Annotated in this window: 9 protein-coding genes; all 9 read right to left on the bottom strand. The window is 51.7% G+C overall.

The genetic code is table 11. The annotated features are described in order from the left end of the window. Positions 1-53: 53 nt before the first annotated feature. The 9 genes from HDT28_06030 to HDT28_05990 all read right to left on the bottom strand — a co-directional run bounded on the left by HDT28_06030 (position 54) and on the right by HDT28_05990 (position 20247). Positions 54-5237 (bottom strand): hypothetical protein, encoded by a 5184-nt coding sequence (locus HDT28_06030; protein ID MBD5132128.1) that lies wholly within the window; start codon positions 5235-5237, stop codon positions 54-56. 14 nt (positions 5238-5251) lie between these two features. Then, the gene (locus HDT28_06025; protein ID MBD5132127.1) at positions 5252-10882 is read right to left on the bottom strand and encodes a hypothetical protein; all 5631 of its coding nucleotides are present in this window, start codon (positions 10880-10882) and stop codon (positions 5252-5254) included. 275 nt (positions 10883-11157) lie between these two features. After that, a complete protein-coding gene (locus HDT28_06020; protein ID MBD5132126.1) occupies positions 11158-12078 on the bottom strand; it encodes a hypothetical protein in 921 nt (306 codons plus the stop codon). Next, the gene (locus HDT28_06015; protein ID MBD5132125.1) at positions 12068-13144 is read right to left on the bottom strand and encodes a hypothetical protein; all 1077 of its coding nucleotides are present in this window, start codon (positions 13142-13144) and stop codon (positions 12068-12070) included. Before HDT28_06015 ends, HDT28_06020 begins: the two co-directional genes overlap by 11 nt. A gap of 96 nt (positions 13145-13240) precedes the next feature. After that, positions 13241-14443: a putative lipid II flippase FtsW gene (ftsW, locus tag HDT28_06010; protein MBD5132124.1), complete on the bottom strand. Its 1203-nt coding sequence runs from the start codon at positions 14441-14443 to the stop codon at positions 13241-13243. Continuing rightward, positions 14440-15723: a UDP-N-acetylmuramoyl-L-alanine--D-glutamate ligase gene (murD, locus tag HDT28_06005; protein MBD5132123.1), complete on the bottom strand. Its 1284-nt coding sequence runs from the start codon at positions 15721-15723 to the stop codon at positions 14440-14442. The genes ftsW and murD overlap by 4 nt, the downstream gene beginning before the upstream one ends. A 68-nt stretch (positions 15724-15791) precedes the next feature. Next, the gene (locus tag HDT28_06000; protein MBD5132122.1) at positions 15792-16781 is read right to left on the bottom strand and encodes a phospho-N-acetylmuramoyl-pentapeptide-transferase; all 990 of its coding nucleotides are present in this window, start codon (positions 16779-16781) and stop codon (positions 15792-15794) included. Further along, positions 16778-18205 carry a UDP-N-acetylmuramoyl-L-alanyl-D-glutamate--2,6-diaminopimelate ligase gene (locus HDT28_05995; protein MBD5132121.1) on the bottom strand — a complete coding sequence of 476 codons (1428 nt, stop codon included), beginning with the start codon at positions 18203-18205 and terminating at the stop codon, positions 16778-16780. Before HDT28_05995 ends, HDT28_06000 begins: the two co-directional genes overlap by 4 nt. 155 nt (positions 18206-18360) lie before the next feature. Continuing rightward, entirely contained in the window at positions 18361-20247 is a 1887-nt protein-coding gene (locus HDT28_05990) for a PASTA domain-containing protein (GenBank protein ID MBD5132120.1), read from the bottom strand. Positions 20248-20251 lie beyond the last annotated feature (4 nt).

Raw genomic sequence — 20251 nt, 5'->3', positions numbered from 1 at the left:
TGTCGCCCTTACGGACGACACCGTTTTACCATACGTACCTATTGTGTCCCACGTTACCTCGGACGGTTGGGGCGTTGACTGGGACGCGTCGCGGGTCTTGCACCGGGACGTGCCGCGGGCCTCGCACCTGCACGCGAAGCGGGTCTCGCGCCTGCACGCGAAGCGGGCCTTGCGCCTGCACGCGAAGCGGGCCTTGCGCCGGAACGTGATCCGGGACGGGCACCGTTTCTCGAGCGTTGCGCAGGTTTCTTCTTGGCGATGCGGTTGACGCGCTCCGTAACCTTGCGAACGACGCGCTGAGGCTTTTTCGCGTTCTCCGCTTTAAGCCGCGCAATCTCGCCTGCGCTAGTAATATCGTCCATGGTCTTGTTGTAGAAGTCCATGAGCTCGGAAGAGCCTTTTTCGTCCTCGTCATACGTGAGCTGAATGTTGTACAAGCGCTCGCGAAGGTTCTTAGCATCCTCGTCGCCTTTGAGATCTTTCATCTCGTTACGAATGGCGATGATTTGATCCTTACGCATAGCAACTTTCTTGGCGATCATATCCGCCTTTTCTTGCTCGGCTTTAAGACGCTCTTCTTCCTCTTTACGCTTGTTCTCTTCCTCTAAGCGCTTAGCCTCGGCTTCTTCCTCGGCCTTGCGGCGCATTTCGTCGATTTCTTCCTGAGCCTTACGCTTGGCTTCTTCGGCCTCCTCTTGGGCTCTGCGCTGCGCTTCCTCGGCTTCTTCCTGAACTCTGCGCATGGCTTCGTCGTTTTCTTCCTGAGCCTTGCGCTTAGCTTCTTCGGCTTCTTCTTGGGCTCTGCGCTGCGCTTCTTCGGCTTCTTCCTGAGCTTTACGCTGCGCTTCTTCAGCTTCCTCTTGGGCCCTGCGCTGCGCTTCCTCGGCTTCTTCCTGAGCTTTGCGCTTAGCTTCTTCCTGCTCTGCGGCTACCGATTCTTCGAGCTCGCGCTTGGCGCGTTCGGCTTCTTCAACGTCCTTACGCGCTTTTTCTTCGGCTTCTAAGCGGGCCTGCTTCTCTTTCTCGATTTCCTCTTGTGCATTGCGCGCGGCTTCTTCTGCGGCGCGTTCCGCTTCCTGTCGAGCCTCTTCTGCGGCACGCTCGGCTTCCAGCCTTGCTTCCTCCGCGGCGCGTTCCGCTTCGAGACGGGCTTGCTCGGCCTGTTCCTGCGCCATTTGCGCGGCAAGACGGGCTTGCTCGATTTCGTTCTTGGAACGTTCAAGCTGCTTTTTGAGGTTCTCGGCTTCTATCTTCTTTTGATCTTGGCTGATTACACCGCTGCCCGAAATGATGAGGTCAAGCGGGTTGGTGTTATTGACAAGATCGTCGTAAGCGCCGCTCGCTCTTTCGAATTCCTCTTGCGCTTCGCCAAGCTTGACACGCGCGGCCTCGAGTTTTTCGTCGTGCTCGGCCTGAGCCTCCATCTTGCGCTTGGTGCCCTCGATATTGGCTTGTTCGAGCTGGGCCTTGAGCTCCTCGATCTTATCGGACTTGTCGCCCTGCTCAACCATGAGTATGAGCTGTTCATCGTCCGATGCCGTTTCCATTTGAGCATTGACGGCGTCGAGCTCGGCTTGAAGCGTTTCGATCTCGTCCTCGATATCCTTGATGCCTGCCGCAACGTCCATAGCGATAAGCGTAACGTCGTTGGCGGATACCGACAAATCGTCGTACACGGCCTGCGCGGCAGCGACTGCCATCTCGGCGTCTTCCTTGTCCTTCTCTCTGAGCGACTTGTGAATATCTAGCTCGATATTACCGATAACAAGGTCCTCGGCTTTGATGATCTCTTCGAGCGGGATATCGTTCTTCTCGCAAAACTCGTTGGCTTTACGACGCTGAGCGTTGAACTCGATATTGAGCTGGGAACGCTTTTTGGTCGACAGAGTGATTTCCCTTTCGATATCGGACAAGCGCGAGTTTGCATCCGAAATCTCGGTGTTGAGATCGCTTATTATACCGAAATCGGTCGCGCCCATGATCTGAGCTTTCGCCGCAGCGACAGCGTCTTTGAGCGTCTCGCGTTCTTTATTGAGCTTCTGCTCGCCGTTGTCCATAGCGCGAAGCTCGTAATCGGTATGGTTGACTTCTTGAAGGAGCGGCGTAAGGCTGTTGATCTTGCTCTCAAGCTCTTGACGCGCCTGAACCTTACGCAAACGTTCGAGGTATGCGTCGAGCTCTGCGCGGGCTTTCGTGAGATCGCCTGCGAGCGCTTCCCGCTCTGTGATCTTTTGCGTTTGAATATCGGTGTAGTTGGTGTTGATGGACACAAGTTTTTCGGAACTGCCGAGAAGCGCTTCCAGCTCTTTTCTGAGCTTGTCGAGATCGTCGAGGTTGCGTTTCTTCTTCTCTTCCTTAATACCGATATCGCGCGTAATGCGTTCCTTATCCTTGTTCTTGGCGGTAGCAAGCGAGAATTCGAGTTGCTCGATATCCTTGCCGTACTGCTCGTCGTCGGATTCGGCTTTTGCAATCTTTTCGCGAAGCTCGTCCTCAATCGACTTGGCTTTGCCAAGCTCGGATTGAAGGTTATCGAGACGGCGTTTAAGCTCTTCAAGCTCTTTGGCGAGAATATCGTCGCGATGTTCGAGCTCGCGTACTCGCGCTTCCTCGGGACTGACGTCGAGATCGATTTTCTCGTCGGCGAATTCGTCGGATGCTTTCTCCGGCTCGACGTAGAGCGGATCGTCGGGATTGAAGCTGAGTACAAACATTTCCGCATACGAAGGACCCGTTTCCTCGGGTGTGCTCGTCGCAGGCGAAGAAGACGTGGCGCCTCTTGCTATCTCCGCTTCGCTCATGATAGCTTCGTCCATAGGCATGGGCGAATTGTAACGATCTATAATGCGCTTCTTCTCTTTTTCGAGCTCGCGCGTTTGAAGATCCTTGGACTTGAAGAACGTGCGACGTATCATGCCCTTCGGCTCGTACTTCTCTACGAATATACGCTCCAAAAGCTCCTCGTCGGTAATATACTTGGCGATAAGCGCATTAAGGTCCTCGCCGCTGTCCGTACCGGGTGCGGACGAACCGGGCTCGCTCGCCTTGGGCTCGCTTGTAGCGCCGGGCATAGAACCGGGTTGAGACATTGCGCCCGAAGCCAAGGCAAGAGTGTCAGGCGGAGGCGCGGCAGTGCCGGCAGGGCCTGCGCCCAAAAGCATTTGCGCGCTCGCCTGCGAAAGCGCCTGCGTTTGCGCGGCGCGCTGCTGTGCCTGTGTTGCCGCAATCGTCGAGTTAAGCTTGACGATATAGGACGATACGGGCGCTTGCGTTGCAAGCTCTTCCTGACGGTGCTTGGATATCGAATGGATGAACAACCACACGATAAGAAGTATAACTATGATACCCGCGAGTATGCATGCTGCAATAATAAGCCATGCCTGCCAATCCTCGAACCGAGCGAAAAGGCTGCCAGCGTTAACGTTGATATTTACGACGCCCGAATCGAATGTAAGCTTCTGATTGCTGTTGTTGGTGAAGGTAAGCGCAATCGTCGCAGTCGTTTGACCGTCGATCTTGTCGACGTTGGGCGTGAGAGTAAGAACGTTGTTGCTGAGGTCTACGCCGAGCTGGTCTATATTATTGGAGGTTGCTTCCGTGAGCAAGTATCCGCGCTCGCGCATTTCCGCGAAAACGTTAGCGTTAAGAACGTTATACCCTACCGATTTTTTACCGTTGATCGGCGCAAAGTTAACAATATATCCGCCGTACGTTTCGACCGAAACATTTACGGCTATCTGGTCGTAAGATGTTGCCGACGTGTAATAGACGACGGTAAGAGTTACGGTGAAGTTACTGTTAGCAACGCTTGCGCCTGTTGTACCCAAAATACGGATAACCTCGGGATAGCGTTCGTCGTTAGTCACATCGTCCGGCTCACGCGTTACCGTCATACCGGGAACGGTAAGGTCCTCGTGCGAGCCGTTAAGGTACGTGCCCGACCACAAGAACGTCATCTTACCGTACGAGTCGGGGAACGAATACTCGATAAGGTCCGTAGGACGAATTAAAATTGCACTGTAATCGTACTGATCGTTCACCGCAGCGCCGTCCGCATTCAAATACGCCCTTTTATCGAAGTCGAACGTATTTTGCGACGTTACGTTGAGCCGCATGTAGCTGGAGTTGATTTCTTTTACTTGCGGATTGTACGCCGTAAACCTGACGGGAATGTAAATCGTTTTTGCGCTTGAAGTACCCGATACTTGGCTTATGGAAAGTTGAAGCAAATGGATGCTGTCCCAGAAATTACCCTTGAAATCACGAATGGTTTCGTTGGATACTTCTATACGCGCGGTGAACACGGGCGAGATACGCACTGTGCTTGTCGACTGGCTGTAAATAGGGTCTTTTATTACGCCGCCGAGGTTGACGAATGCCGCACTGTTGATTTTGAAGTTATATGCCGACTTAATAGTCCAAATCTTGGTATTGGGCTCGCGAATAGCAGTACTGTAATTACCGTCGTCAAGCGTCTTTGACTCATAATACAACGCTCTGCCAACAAGATAATCATTGAGATTGACCGAAAGCGTGGAGTAATTGGGAACGGTCAAGATAGAGTCGTGTTCGCCTTCGCCCTTATAAGATACTGCGTTATGGTTGGGAACATCGTACTCGCCGTTTTCGTTAGTCCTGTAACCGACGTACAACTGAGACTTGGTCGAATGCTGATCGGTAATGCCGCCGTTTGTGGGATCGCCGAGCATTGCGAAAGTATCTTCTACCGTTACTTCGAAATTAATGGTATACTTTTCGTTACCGTCAGTTATACCTACCGAGAAGTAAGCGGGAGTACTTGCGTTGGTAAGCTTGATCGCTTCAACGTAGATACTTTGGTTGTTCATGCCCTCTTCTATACCTACGTTGACACAACCGCTACCGTTAACGATAGTGTTGCCGTCATAGAAAAAGTTGTCAACATTTACGGACGACAAAACTTTACCGGCAACAGCGATATAGAAATATCTTCTGCGATAATGCAAGAGGTTGTTGGTATCGACTTTTGTAGGGCTGTCGTCGCGCGCGTTTGTAACGCCGTCGAGGGCGTTGCCGTTGGCGTCGATACCGTTAACGTCCATAGTTATCTTAATAAGATTGGCCGCGCCGTCCGCGCCGGAATTGTTACCTTCCGCTTTTGCCGAAGGAGCAATGAGGAACGCCACAACGACAGAAGCAAGAGCCATTACGAGCGTAACAAACAGTATTAAATTGCGTTTTATATTACTCTTAAACATCGTTTGCGCCCTCCTTACATACCGTCGCCGAGATCGGACGCGTCAAACACGATCTCACCGCCGTCCATAGGCTCGGCACTGAAAGCGTCGCCGCCGAACCCATCGCCGCCAAAGCCATTAGGGTCGCCGAAACCGTCGCCACCGAAGCCGTTGGGATCGCCGAAGCCGTCATTAGGCGCACCGAAGCCGGGATCGCCCATCGGGACGTCCGCTTCGAACGGGTTCACGGGCTGAGCATTCTGCTGCGCAGCCGCAAACGCCGCCTTCTTGGCCTCTAACTCGGCTTTAAGCTCGGCGACAGACTTCTTCTTGCCTGCCTTTTTCTTTTTGTTCTTCTTGGTCTTAGCATCTGCGGTAGCAGCAAGATCGGAATTTTCGAGAAGTATACCGCTCTCCTCTTCCTTGTTCTTACGCATGTCGTTAAAGAGCTTAGCATACTTGGGATCTTCCATTTTAAGCTTGGTCTTAACGACTTGCTCTTTGCTGGCCGCGTTCGCTTTGTTGTGCATACGATCGCGCATACGGATAAGCTCTTGGTTACGCTTGATAAGCGCACGCTGCTTGGCGCGTTTGCGGAAGTATACGATAAGACGAATGATAAAGATTATGAGAAGTACGCCGAATACAATAAGGAAGGAATACAACCAAATCTCGCCGTAGCCGATCGTCGTGCCGTCGCCAGTCGACTTGCTGAGCGGAAGTGTCGTAAGTATTCCGTCCACCGTAATATAGAAGGAAACGACCATGTATCGCGAACCGTTGGAAACCGAAACGTTGATTTCTACAGGCTCGGGCTGGTTATCCTCCTCGTTGCGGGGGGTATTGTAAAGCGGCGATATAACTACGCTCTTCTTGTTAGCCGAAGGCGCATAGTTGAAGTAGTTACTCGTGTTGCTACCCGACGAAACGAGGAACACGTCGTAAAGATTGGACGCCTCTACGTTTATGGAGTCGAGCAGAGTCGCCATATTGATCGTTGCCTGTGTATTCACGCCGTGCGTTTCGTTATACGATACGTACTCGGTATCGGCAGGGCTCTTGCAGTTGATGGCGATCGTCATGGGTATGATGATCTTGCCCGAGACGACGGGTATAATAACTTCGAGAACGTTACCCTCTTCCGCTTCCGCATCGACGTAAGTAGTGAAGTTACCGCGCACGAACTTGACATGCATATAGAACGTGACGTCGTTATCCTTTGACGTTTCGCCCGCAACGATACGAATTGTAGGCTCGCTCGTCGTTCTGCCCTCGATTACTACGTTGCTGACAAAGCCGGGCTGAACGGTCTCGCCCGCCGCGTTGGTGAAGTAGAACGCGTTATATACCTTTTTGATAGCGCTTGATTCTTCGGGGTTTCTTATATCGTTAACAAGTACATTATAATCGTCGAGCTCGGCGTTATGGCTGTCTTGATCCTCGAAGGTGTTAGCCTGAATAAGCTTGTTCTTTATATCCGAAATGTAAAGATATTGGTCGTCGACTACGGTAACCGAGCTGTTAAGCGTGGTCTTAGCCGACACGTGGAACGTAAGCGAGAAGAACAGCGATTTGCCGTAAACCGTAGCTATAAATTGGAGCGTACCCGTACCGGATACAAGCGGCTCGATTTCAATCGACCTGTTTCCGATCGGCGTATATTTGAACAGCCTAAGGTTGTCGTTCTTGCCCGTTTCGGACGATACGATTTCGACTATTCTCACCGCATTGGTAAGCGTAGTTCTGGCGTCGGGATCGGCAATCGAGATATTGGCGTAAGCGTTATTGATTGCTTCGGCATCGTCGAACAAGCTGATTTTTTCGGTCTTGTTGATCGTCCAAACAGTATTTTCGCTTGTGGCAGTGAACGAGAAGTCGATTATGTTGGTGAACACAAAACGAACAAGTATCTTCTCGTCGTACACGGTGCTAGTTGTTCCGCCCGTAGTTACTGCTCTGCCGAATACCGCGCGATTAGCCGTATCGCTGAACCGCTGAATTGCTATCTCAAAATCGATATTCTTGGCAATCGTAGGGGTAACGACTATATTCAAGCCGTCGCTTAGCGAAATAATCGTTCTGTTGTTGCCCGTTTCGTCAACGAACTGTTTGTTGAAGTTGGAGTAATCGATCGAATTATTATAAGCGAATCGAATATGCGAACCGTATTCACCTATATAATTTTCCAGTTTAATCGTAGTGCCCTTGCCTACGTATACGGGATCGCCGATCGTTATCGTGCGCGTTCTCAATGCAGTCGAAGCGTCCGAGGCACCGTAATAATATGTGCCGTCATCAAGCTTGGTGTTAAGGCGCAAAGACGGTTGGCTGAACACGCCCGCAAAATTGGCTATATTGAATGCAATAGAGCTAGTGCCAGTCGGCTGGAAGTTATTGTTATTTCCGTCGTTATCAAAGCCGATAACACGAGTGTTAGCGTTAATCGAAGCATTCAAACGGCGCGACTGGTCGTCCGTAACATAGCCGGACACATTAGAAACGCCGCTTGCCGCCTTATAGGTTATGTCGCCCGTCGACTTCGACGCCTCGAACTGAATAACATCGTACGTGAACGAAAGATAACTGCCGTCGTACTTAATATTATAAAGTCCGTAGACATTATCGAAATCGGTATTGATCGCACTCTTCCACAACCCGTCGGCGATTTGCACTCTGATGGTAATGGGAATAACTTTGCCCGTAACAGCGCCGGACGTACCGCCGCTACCGGGGTTCATGTTGACCGTATCAGAAGCCGCAACAATTCTGTCGCCGTCGCCGTCGTAATACAAATACTGATATGCATTGTTATAGAACAACGCAGCGTCACTGCCGAGATAATAGTCGAGGTTACCGTCCCCTATCTTAGCTTGGGCGGGGAAGCCTGCGTCGGCCGTAACCATACAGCCCTGTGTATTCTTGTCGCCAATTATGTCGCTAACAATCTTAGCCTGAGCTTCGCTGTCGGTCGTAAGATATGCGGCAAGCGCCTGAATACCGCCCGACACGTTTTGAAGCGCAATCGAGTAGTACTTATTATCTACGTTATTCGGATCGAGTACGGGGATATTCGAGTTACCGCTCGTTTTGCCCTCTTCGGTAGCAGCGCGGAACGCGTTAAAAACCTTGATCGTAGGCGTATCCGCAATCGTAAACGATATAGAGCACTTTTTAATATCGTAATAGGTAGCGAGATCGGTCAACGTATATGTAGTAACGCCGTCCGTAGTTGCCGCGGTCGCCGAGAACGCGTCAGCACTGTTATATCGCGCAATATAGAAATCAACGGTAACCGTTTGACCGCGCGACGAACGCAACGGCGTTATTTGAATACCTACGCCCTTTTGCGCGTCATAAACCACCTTTGTGGTGAACATATTGGCGGCTTGCTCCGGCCTCATGGCGGTAGTACCGAATCTAAATGTAGGAGCGTAAGCGTTATTACCCGTCGTCTCATCGTTTTCAGCGTTAATGCTATCCGTCCTTACAAGGTTTGTCTTCTTGCTTTCGTTCTGCAAGCCCAAGATACGGTAAACGTCGCCTACCGCATTGGTCGCGACAAGCGAATTGTAATTAGAATATTTGCCGTCGGTGTTTTCGTCGGTAACGTTTGCCGTGTTGGTCGCCGACCATACGTAGAATGTAGCCGTATCGAAGGTTGCGGCTTGCGGCGCGCCGTTGGTATCCAACGCGGGCGCGGTCTTGGCTGCAAACGAGAACGTATTGCCGCTGTTTACAGTCCAATTGGTAACGCCGCCGAATGTGTCGTAGCGCGTTTTCTTGTAGTTATTATTTTCTGCGTCCCACTCGATATGCATGAGCTTACCGACTGCGGTCAATGCGAATATATGATTGCCGTAGCCCGAATAAACCGCTATAAACTTATCGGCTTCGGTAACATTTACTGTATCGCCGTAAGTAATAGGCGTGAGATCGGTATTTTTATTACTCCAAATAAGGAGCGAGCCGTCGCTTTTAATCGCGCCGGATATAAAGTCTTCGCCGTTTTTGGCGCCGGCGACAAAGTCGTTTGTATTTGCACTATCGAAAGTTCCGGTAAGGCTATTAAAAGCTTTAACCGAACCGCTCAGTTGTTTGCCTGCCGCAACTGCGACAACATTTGAGATGCCCGTCACCTGTGCAACATTTGCCGAGCTGATACTCGTAGTATTACCGTACTGTCCCTTAGAGTTATCACCCCAAACATAGAGGTTACCGCCGTTTTCGTCGGCGCCGGCAATTCCGTATCCAACCTCATTACCGAGCGATACACCGTACTGAATAGCTTTAAGGTCGGCAGTGCCGTTTATCGGCGCGTTATGCGCATCTTTTAACGCCACCTGGCTATTCGTTTTATACGTCAAATCAAAGTCTTGTTTGGCATAGTAGATATTTTTATTGCTACCCTCAGCGTCGAACTCTTTATTGCTCGAACCGCCTTCGGAAGAGGCCGGACCCAATATAATACCGTTACTGCCTACGCCGTTACCCTTTCCGCCGATTACTGCGTTCTTTACCACAGTAGAATCACCGAACGCGATATCGGAGGTTCCGCCGGAAACCGCCTTAATATAAGGCGAAGTCGTTATGGTTCCCGTAGTCGTGGTAACGCTCTCGGACGTAAGGAAGTTTTTGCCGCGCAAATGCAGTTCGCCGTTATTTACGCCAATATTATAACCGCCCGCAACCAAGCTACCGGTAGCGAGATCTGTTCTGTAAACATATAAATTGGTATATCCGCTTGCCATTTCCGAGCCGTTTTCGGTACCGCTCGTCGAACTGACGTAATCGTACGGATCACCATCTTTTATTGCGGTATTCGGCAACGAATACAAGCGAGAACCCCAAACGTACAAATAATTTTGCGTTCCGCGCCTAAACGAAATTATATAGTTGTTCTCGGAACCCTCTATTTGGTTAATAGTTACATCGCCGGCAATACCGTTATTGTTATCGGTGTATTTGGGAGTGAAGAAGCCTATCGCTTCGTTAGTGTCGCCGTATTGATAGTGAATGATATAAGGTCTGTACCAAGGTCTTGTATCGTTATCTGTCGTTTCGCGATACAATAAATAATGGGGATAAGTATTGGTATCCGACATATAAGCGTCGGCGTCGTCTTTACCCCAAGTATAAATATAGTTATCGGTCGTAACGAGCGCGGCGGAGGTGCGAGTTGCCGCTATGTATTTGACCTTAGCAGAAAGCTTGGCGCTTTCTTCTTTGCCTATGTTATAAGTTTCGTACGTGGTGTGGTACATTGCCGAGCCGGTACCGTTGGCGTTCCATTGGTTTCTACCCTCGGAACCCGGACCTACGAGGAAGCTGAACTCGATTTCCGTAGGAGTACCCGTATAATACCCGCCGAGAGTAGTCGCGCCGGTATTAAAGGAAGTAGCCGTTGATCTATTGGCAAGTAAGCTCCAACCGTAAATCTTACCGTCATACGAAAGACCTATCGCAAAGTCGGCGCCCGCCGCAACCTGAACGAAGCGGATGCCTACGTTATTTTCCGCAGTGGTAGACGCAGTATCGTCTTCGCCCGCCGCCCTACTGCGCGGTAACGTGAAACCGAACGACAATACCGCGCACAAAACAAGCGCCAAACAAACGATGATTGACGTGAAACGTGTTTTGAATTTAACTGATTGCTTTGAAGTTTTCATTGTTTTTCATCCCTACTCTCGGATGGTTTTTGCCGTAAAGTGTGTTTTATAATCCCGATATGTACACTATTCGACATTATTCATTTGATAATTATAATACATTTAAGCGCAATTGTCAATACAAACCAACCATAATTCGCGCAATTTTTTAGACGATATTCATAGTTTATTCACATTCGGCACTGTTTATAAAGGTAAAACAAAGGTTTTTTCGCGCAAAAGCGGTAAATTGCCACAAATGAAAACGGACGGCTCAGCCGCCCGTCAAGTCCCGATTACCTATCGTTACCGCTTGTCCCCTGTTCCACAACGGGCGGAGTGAACACCACGCCGTCGATATAATAGCGTTTACCGGTTTTGTTATAGTATTCGGTGATGCCGATATGTCCCAATAGCGCGGTGACAAAAGGCAGCGCAATCAAAATTCCGACGCCGAGAGTAAATACGGTTACGAACGTACCGACGGCGACCATCAAAAGCCAAGTCACGAAATAGGTTGAGTACATGCTGCCGAACTTCTTAAAGCAGATTTCCACCGATTTGGCAAAGCCTTTTATTACGCCGTAGCCGTTAACTACGCACGGAGCCCAGCAAGCGAGCATTGCGCTTTTCAACGCGCTGAATACTATGATAACCAAGATAAGTGCGAACGGCAACCAAACCGACAACCCGAAAAGCTTTATACAACCGTATAGTATGCCCGCGGTGATCGCGTCGAAAGCTATCGTTATGGGCATTTTGGCGAGCGAATACCGCGCCGATGTCCAAAGCGTGGAAAAGAACTTGCCGCCCAGTCCGAACTGCGCGTTGCTGGACATTCTCCCGTCGAGCACGGTCGCGAGCGGAATTTCATGCAAGCCGAATAAAAACCTAAACGCGACTATTACGACGAATATCAAAAAGGTCATGAGCAGCGAGCCGTAACGGCTGTTGCTCTCGAACACGCTCACGATCTCGCTGTAAACCTCATACAATCCCGACCATAGTCCGTTCCAACCGCCTTCACCAAACATAGCGGAGAACGCCGCGCCTATCCCCTCGAATACACCCGCTCTTGCGAAAGCGTTTGCTATGGGAAGAAGGAACGGCAAGCTTAGCCCTACGATGATCGCGGTGAATATTACTATATATAATAGAAGCGCCCACACTATACCGAAATGCGCCACGAGGTTCTTTAAAGCATTCTTAAATGCCATTATTCACCTCCGCTTCGGGTTGTTCGGACTGATCGACCGTTTTTGTCGTACGTTTCTTGGACTTCGATTGCTTTTTGGGTTTGTTTTCGACGTCGCTTTCCTTTACGGGTTCCGGACGATCGGACGATTTTTTCTTGCCCGAGCTCTTTTTCGGTTGCTTTTCGACCGTGTCGTCCGTTTTTTCGGGGGCGTTATCCTTATCCTTATTATTATCGGGCGTCGGCTCCGGCTTTTTGGGCACGGGCAACGGCACGGCTTGATAGGGTTTTATATCGCGCCGCTCCAATCCGCTTATGTCGTAGAACGCTATCATTATCGCTACCGTGACGTACACGTTCGTGACGAGGAACACGAAAAAGCTTACCACGCAAGCCACGGCGTACGGTGCGCCGATCAGCCGCACCAAAAGCTGAATACCCGCGCACACGATCATAGGTATCAATAGCGACGGGAATACTTTTTTACCCGAAATCAGCTTGAACGAGGTCGCCGCCGCGTCGCGGAACCTATATCCGTACACGAACATTATAGGCGCCCAAAACAGCATGGGCGTGATTATCAGCACATGAAGAACGAACAACGCGAACGCAACCGCCGCGATCAATGCGAGCGCGACTCCGCTCGGCAGACCTATCGAACGGCAAATCACCTGCACGAGCATGACCAGCCCGAACAGCAAGAACCTTAGCGCAATCGATATAAGCCCCATTAGCACGAACCCGAGCGCGATCGGGAAAACCGAGTAATTAATAAGTCGCCACGGGTGGCGAAGAGTTAGTCTGCCTGTTCGGAAATGGGTATCCATGGCCGACATGATTATCGCCACCGCTACGATTTGGGTTATGCTGACTAGGATCGCGGGCCAAACGTACTTCCAGTCGCCGAAAACGACGCCGAAAGTTTTCGACACGCCAATATACGGATTGTAATCGAACGCGCCGACGAACACCACTTCCCTATACGGTTCGTATAGCAAACACGCAATAACCGACGGTATCAGCATAATTACCGTCGGCAACCAGAAGGTTTTCTTTAAGTATTTGAACGTTTGACCGAAGTAGTTCACACTGTTATTTTATCACTTCGCTTGCGAGGTGTCAACCTATTCCCCTACTTCTTTTTGGAAAGAAGTAGGCAAGAAAACCTTACGCTGGATTTGCTTTTAAAGTTTTTTGGCGTTTTCGTTTTTTTCAGTTTTTATAGGTTTGACGAACATTAATTCGCTGCTCTTATGGCTCATGCGCTTGACGTTATTGAGCACGCCTATACCGCTCAAAAACACGATAAGTCCCGAACTTCCGCTGCTCACGAACGGAAGCGGCAGACCTGTCGGCGGGATACTTCCCGTTACTACCGCTATGTTCACCATGACCTGTATGGCTATGATCGCGGCTATACCGCTACACAGCAAAAACCCGAACCTATCGGGCGCGCCCATTGCGATTTTGAGCGCGCGGCGTATTATAAAGATATACGCGGCAAAAACGATCGCGCAGCCGAACAGACCGAGCTCCTCGCCTATCACGCTGAATATAAAATCGCTTTCGGCGAACGGCAAAAACAGATATTTCTGTCTGGAATTGAACAGTCCCACGCCGAAAAAGCTGCCCGCACCCAGTCCGTAGTACGACTGAATGAGCTGATACCCTTCCTCCAACGGGCTCTGCCACGGATCGATGAACGCCATTAGCCGCGCAAACCGATAGGGTTCTATAAGTATCAAAACGACCGCCGCCGCGATAAGCGGCACTATTATCATTAATAAATGCTTGATTTTGGCGCCGCCGAGGAACAGCATCACTATCATCAAAAGCGCCATACAGATAGTTACCGACATATTCGGTTCGAGTATGATAAGCAAGCATATCACTCCGCCCACCGCCACCACGGGCAGTATACCGCGGAAGGTCGTTATCTTGTCCGCGCGCGAGCCGATATACGCCGCCGCGAACACGATAAACCCGAACTTGCTTATTTCGCTCGCCTGTATGGTAAAGAACGGCAGGTTTATCCACCGCCGCGCGCCGTAGTTTGTTATGCCAACACCGGGGATAAATACGATCGCAAGTAGTATGATCGACACCGCGAGTATGACGAACCTGAGCTTGAGCAAAACGTGGTAGTCGATACGCGAGAATAGGAACATTGCCGCAAACCCGAGCGCCGCACCCGTCAACTGCTTGTACACGTAATAGTATTGCGTGCCGTATATGCGCGTCGCGGTATACGAGCCTGCGGAGTACACCATGAGCACGCCGAACCCGACGAGGAGCGCGGTGACTATCACGAGCATAACGTCGGACTTGCCCGAGGTTTTGCTCATGACCGACGGTGTTTTAGCGAAATTCCCTCTAAGCTTTCTCATTTTTCATCCTTTTTGTTTTTGCCGAGCGCCTTAACCGCCGCTTTGAACGCTTCGCCGCGCTCGGCGTAGCTGCCGAACTCGTCGAACGACGCGCACGCCGGCGATAATAAAACGTTTTGCGCCGACGATAACGCCGCTATCTCTACGGCGTCTTTGAGCCCGCTCACTACCGATATTTTGAGCGGTTTGCCGCTTTTGACCGCGCTGTCGCGCACGCTCTGCGCCGTTTCGCCCATTGCGACTATCTCGATAACGCGGCTGTCGAGGTTTTCGAAAAGCTCGTCGAAGTCGGTCGCTTTTCCTCTGCCGCCGAGGATAAGACAGACCGTGCCGAGCATACGCCCGACCGCCGCCAAACACGCCGACACGTTGGTGCCCTTGCTATCGTCTATCCAGTTCTTGCCGAGCTTGCGCCCTACCCGCTCGATACGGTGTGGCGACAGCGTGGCGGTGGACAGCGCGCGAAGAATAGCATTGTCGGTAGCGTTAAGTAGCTTAGCCGCAGCGATCGCGCACAGCGCGTTTTTTACGTTGTGCGTACCGGGCAAGCGAAGATAATCGACCGAGCAAACGCGTTCGCCGCAAAAATAGAAATCGCCGCCCATTACGTACGCACCGTCGACGGGGCGCGATACCGAGCACGAAAGAATTTGCGCCTTGGTGTTTAAGCTTTCGAGCGCGCCGAGCGGTATATCCTCACCGAGTATCAAGAAGTCAGTTTCGGTAAGATCGTTTGCGATCTTGCACTTGTCGGCGAAGTAATTTTCCCTGCTGCCGTGCCAATCGACATGATCGGACGCCATATTTATAATGACGGCGATATGCGGCGCGATCCCGCCGTTATGCAGCTGAAAGCTGGACAGCTCGACGATAAGCGGACAGTCGTATTTCTGCGCCGCCGTCGACACGGGATAGCCTATGTTTCCGCACGCCACGCCACCCGTCATCTGCGCGATGAGTTTCGTGACGGTGGTCTTGCCGTTGGTGCCCGTAACGCCTACCGTCTTTACGTTCCGCGACCTAGCTATGTCCAAACCGATCTTCGCTTCGGTGGTTATGTGTATTTCCCGTTCCTTGCAATACCCGTAAACATCGTGCGACGGGCGTATTCCCGGGCTGATCACAGCCGTGTCGTAAGCCGACTTGGGCGGAGTGAACGCGCCGTGAACGTCCGATAATATATCGGCTTTACCGCCAAGGCGTTTGATCGCCTTTTTTGCCGCCTTGCCCGATATACCGTTGCCGTAGATCAAAAACTTTTTGCCGTCGAAAATTCTCATAGTTTAATATATGAGAATAATCAAAAATAAAGAATTATTAATTACCGCTTCGCTGCGATTTATTTTGATCAATACAACGCCAGCATTAGCGCGACGGTGACTATCCCGCACACGAAGGTCACGAGCGTATATATAACCGCGATCTTGCCCTCGAACACGCCTTTCCGCTCGAAATGGTGGTGAAGCGGCGCCATTAAGAATACGCGTTTGCCGTGCGTAAGCTTAAAAACGACCACTTGAATAATGACCGACAGCGTAGTTACTATATACATTATGCCGACGAGGAGCATACTGAGCGACATTCTGCCGAGCACCGCCACGCACGCCAAGAACCCGCCGAGCGCGAGCGAGCCCGTATCGCCCATGAATATCTTTGCGGGGTGCGTGTTGTAGCACAGGAACGCGCAAAGACTGCCCGTCGCCGCCGCGCACAGCACTATCATATCAAGCGATCCTTTAGAAGTAAGCACGCCCGCAAACGCCGCAATGCCAAGCATCACGCTGCAAAACAGCGTGTTCGTTGCGGTGACAGAAGCCGCCAAGCCGTCCAGCCCGTCGGTGAGGTTTACCGCGTTCGTGAACGCCAAAAATATAAAGATATAGTATGCGGGCGCGAACCTGCCGAGCTCTACGGTCACCGGCGCGAACGGCGCCAGCACGCTCGACCCCACGCCGTCGCTGTAATAGGCGTACACCGACACTATCGTTGCGAGCAATACCTGAAAGACTATCTTTTGCGCCGCCGACAACCCCTTGTTATTCTTGTACCGAACCTTGATAAAATCGTCGATGAACCCGATAAGCGCGTACCCGACGGTGACTATAAGTATGACGAAAACCGTTTTATCGGCGTAGCTTACGAAAAACAGTGCGGGCAGGATCGCGAGCACTATCGACGCGCCGCCCATGGTGGGCGTACCCTGCTTCACCTTATGGTTGTCCACGTACGAGAGTATGGGTTGTCCCGCTTTAAGCTTTTTTACGAGCCTGACGTTGAGCGGCAGCAACAGCATTCCTATTGCGAACGCCGACAAAAAGCCGCAAAGTACGTTTATCAAAATCCAAACTCCTTGGCAAGCTCCAACACGTACTGCTCGTCGTTGTACGGCTGCCGCCTTCCCATAACGTCGTTGTACCGTTCCGCGCCCTTGCCCGCGATAAGCACTATGTCGTCCTTGTTCGCCATGTCGAGCGCGGCACGGATAGCTTCCTTCCTGTCGACAATGGGCGTGTAGTTTTCCCCGCCTATCTCGCGAATGCCCGAAACTATCTGATTGATTATGTCGAGCGGCGGCTCGAACCTAGGGTTATCGCTCGTTACGAAGCAATAATCGCTCATTTGCGAAACGATTTTACCCATGATCGCGCGTTTAGTGGTGTCGCGGTTACCGCCGCAGCCGAACACCGTTATGATTTTTCCGGGCGCAAACTCGCGTATGGCGCGCAGGATATTGGCGATCCCGTCGTCGGTATGCGCAAAATCGATAATAACGCTGCACTTGGCGGTGTTGATAATATTGAACCTGCCGTCTATCTTCTTTACGTCGCGAATGCCGGCAATAACGTCGTTTAACGAAAAACCGAGCGAGCTCGCGACCGCCGCCGCGCACAGCGTATTGTACATATTGAACCGACCCGTAAGATTGAACTTAACCGTTCCCACGCTGTCCGCAACGTTGATAACGTAGCTAAGCCCGTACGCGCTCATTTTAAGATCGATGCCGAAAACGTCGCTTGGATTGTCCACACCGTAAGTCACGGTCGGGAGCTTGGTCGAATGGATAAGCTCTGCGCCGAGACTGTCGTCGGCATTTATTACAGCCGCGCGCGCGTACTCGGGCGTGAAAAAGCTTTTCTTGGCGGCGGCGTATGCGTCGAGATTGCCGAAATAGTCTAGATGGTCGCGCGAAAAATTGGTAAACGCCGCCACCTCGTACGTTATGCCGTTGACCTTACTGAGCGCGAGCGCGTGCGCCGATACTTCCATGACAACGTACTCCACCCCCACGTCCGCCATGTCGCGGAGCGTCGAAAACAGGTCGATCGGGTCGGGAGTGGTAAGCACGGCGTCGAACTTATTTCCGCAGTACTCGACGGCGTTGGTGCCGATAAGCCCGCAGCTATGCCCCGCCGCCTCGATAATGCTCTTTATAATATAGGTGGTCGTGGTTTTGCCGTTTGTGCCCGTAACACCTATCATTTTGAGCCGTTTCGCGGGATGCCCGAAGAACGCCGAAGCGCATAACGCAAGCGCCTTACGGGTGTCGTCTACTTCGATTTGCATTACGTCGAGTGCGAGACGGCGTTCGACTACTATCGCCGCCGCGCCGCGCCGCACCGCTTCTTCGGCAAACGTATGCCCGTCGTTGGTCTTGCCGACAAGACAAAAAAACAAATAGTCCTTTTGCACGCGCGAGCTGTCGATCGCAAGCCCCGCTATGTCGAGGTCGATGTCCGCTAATCCGAGTTCGTTAAGACGCATAACTTTATTCTCCGCTTGGTTAGTATCGATATTGTAACGCTTTTGTTAGCTACTCGACCTTGCTTACGCAAAGGTTATCATTATTCGACAGTAAAATCAATTAGGAATGATTGACCCCTGCGTGGTAATTTTATTAATCTTATCCTCTTTAATTCCTAATTATCCCTTATAAGAACGCACTCGCCTTTCTTGACTTTGGTATCTGGTACGGGCGTTTGCGCAGTGACCTTGCCTTCTCCCACCGTTTCCACGTTGAGCCCCGTCATTTCGAGCAGGCTCACCGCTTCCGCGACTGTCATTCCTATAACGTCGGGCATGGGAACGTATTCTATATCGACGGACTCGGTAGGAGCAATATCGGCATAGTCGAAAATCTCGCCGAACACTCTGCCCGCGTACGGCGCGGCGACGAGCGAACCGTAATAAACGTAGCCCTGCGGCTCGTCTACTATCGTCAAAACGGCGTACTGCGGGTCGTCGGCGGGCGCAAACCCTATAAACGACGATATATACTTGCCCTGCGCAATCGCGCCGCCCGAATACTTTTGCGCCGTGCCCGTCTTGCCGCCTATCGCGTACCCCGCAACGCCCGCGCGGCTTCCGCCGCCGTTATCTACAACGCCGCGCAGATACTCGCGCATTTTAACGGAAGTCGCTTCGCTCACCGTTTGGCGCACGACGGTGGGAGTACGGGTAGCTACGGTCTTGCCGTCGCAAGAAACGACCTCTTTTACAAGGTGCGGCTCGTACAGCTTGCCGCCGTTCACCACCGAACATACGCCCGTAATGAGCTGTAACGGCGTGACGGCTACCGCCTGACCGAACCCGATACGCGCAAGATCGACGGGCTTGACGTTCTTTTCGTTCATGAGCATTCCCGAGCTTTCGCCCGAAAAATCGACGCCCGTTTTTTGCCCGAGCCCGAAGTTTTTGAGCGCGGCGTAAAACCTTTCGGTGCCCAAACGCGCCGCAAGGTCCATGAACACGCAGTTGCACGAGTTCATCACACCTTCGGCAAGGTGCTGACTGCCGTGACCTATCGACCGCCAGCATCGTATCCGCTGACCGTCGACGGTGCGCGAGCCCGCGCAAAAGAACGTGTCGTTATCGCTGACAACGCCGTTTTCGAGCGCCGCCGCCGTCGTGAAGATCTTAAAGGTCGAGCCCGGCTCATACATATCGACTATCATGGTATTGCGCGACAGCTCGTTAAGTAGATCAAGGTCGTTGCGCGGCGGATCGTTCAGGTCGAACGACGGGCTTTTAGCCATGGCGAGTATGCCGCCCGTGTTCACGTCCATGACGATCATGGACGCCGACTTGCTGTTAAACTCGGCTTGCGCCGCCGCTACCGCGCTGTCTGCAAAGCTCTGGATATTAGCGTCTATTGTAAGAACGAGATCGCACCCGGGAATTGACGGAAGATACCGCGTCGCCGAACCCTCGACCTCGCGCCCCGCCATGTCGGTGCTGGTGTACGCGAACCCGTCCACACCCGTAAGATACTTGTCGTAATAGCTTTCCAAGCCCGACTGTCCCACGTTGTCTATATTGGTAAAGCCGAGGATCTGCGCGAGCGAGCTGCCGTACGGATACGAACGCTCGGTATCGAGCGTGTAATAAAGCCCCGAAATATTTTTATCCCTGAGCTTGTACGCTGTTTCCGCGTCGATCTTGCGCTTGATCGTGACCTCGCCGACGGAAGTATTGAGCTTTTGCAGGATATTATCGTAGTCGAGCCCGAGTGCGGACGAAAGCTCTGTCGCCGCGCCCTGCTTGTCGGTCACTGCGTTCGGGCGGGCGTAGAGCGTGAAAACGTCGCGGCTGTCGGCAAGCACTTCGCCATTACGGTCGAGCATTTTGCCGCGTTGCGCTTTAAGCGGCAAATCTCTGTACCACTGCTCGCTCGCCTTGGCACGCAAAAAATCGCCGTCTATTATCATTATATAGAACAGCCTGCCGAATAACGCTATAAACACCACGACGAGCGCAATAAACGCAGCGAGTATTCTTTTCCGCAAAAGGCTATGCGAAGCTTTCATATAC

Source organism: Clostridiales bacterium, from assembly GCA_014799665.1.
Classification (GTDB): domain Bacteria; phylum Bacillota; class Clostridia; order Christensenellales; family Pumilibacteraceae; genus Anaerocaecibacter.
This window is presented reverse-complemented; position numbering and strand designations above follow the sequence as displayed.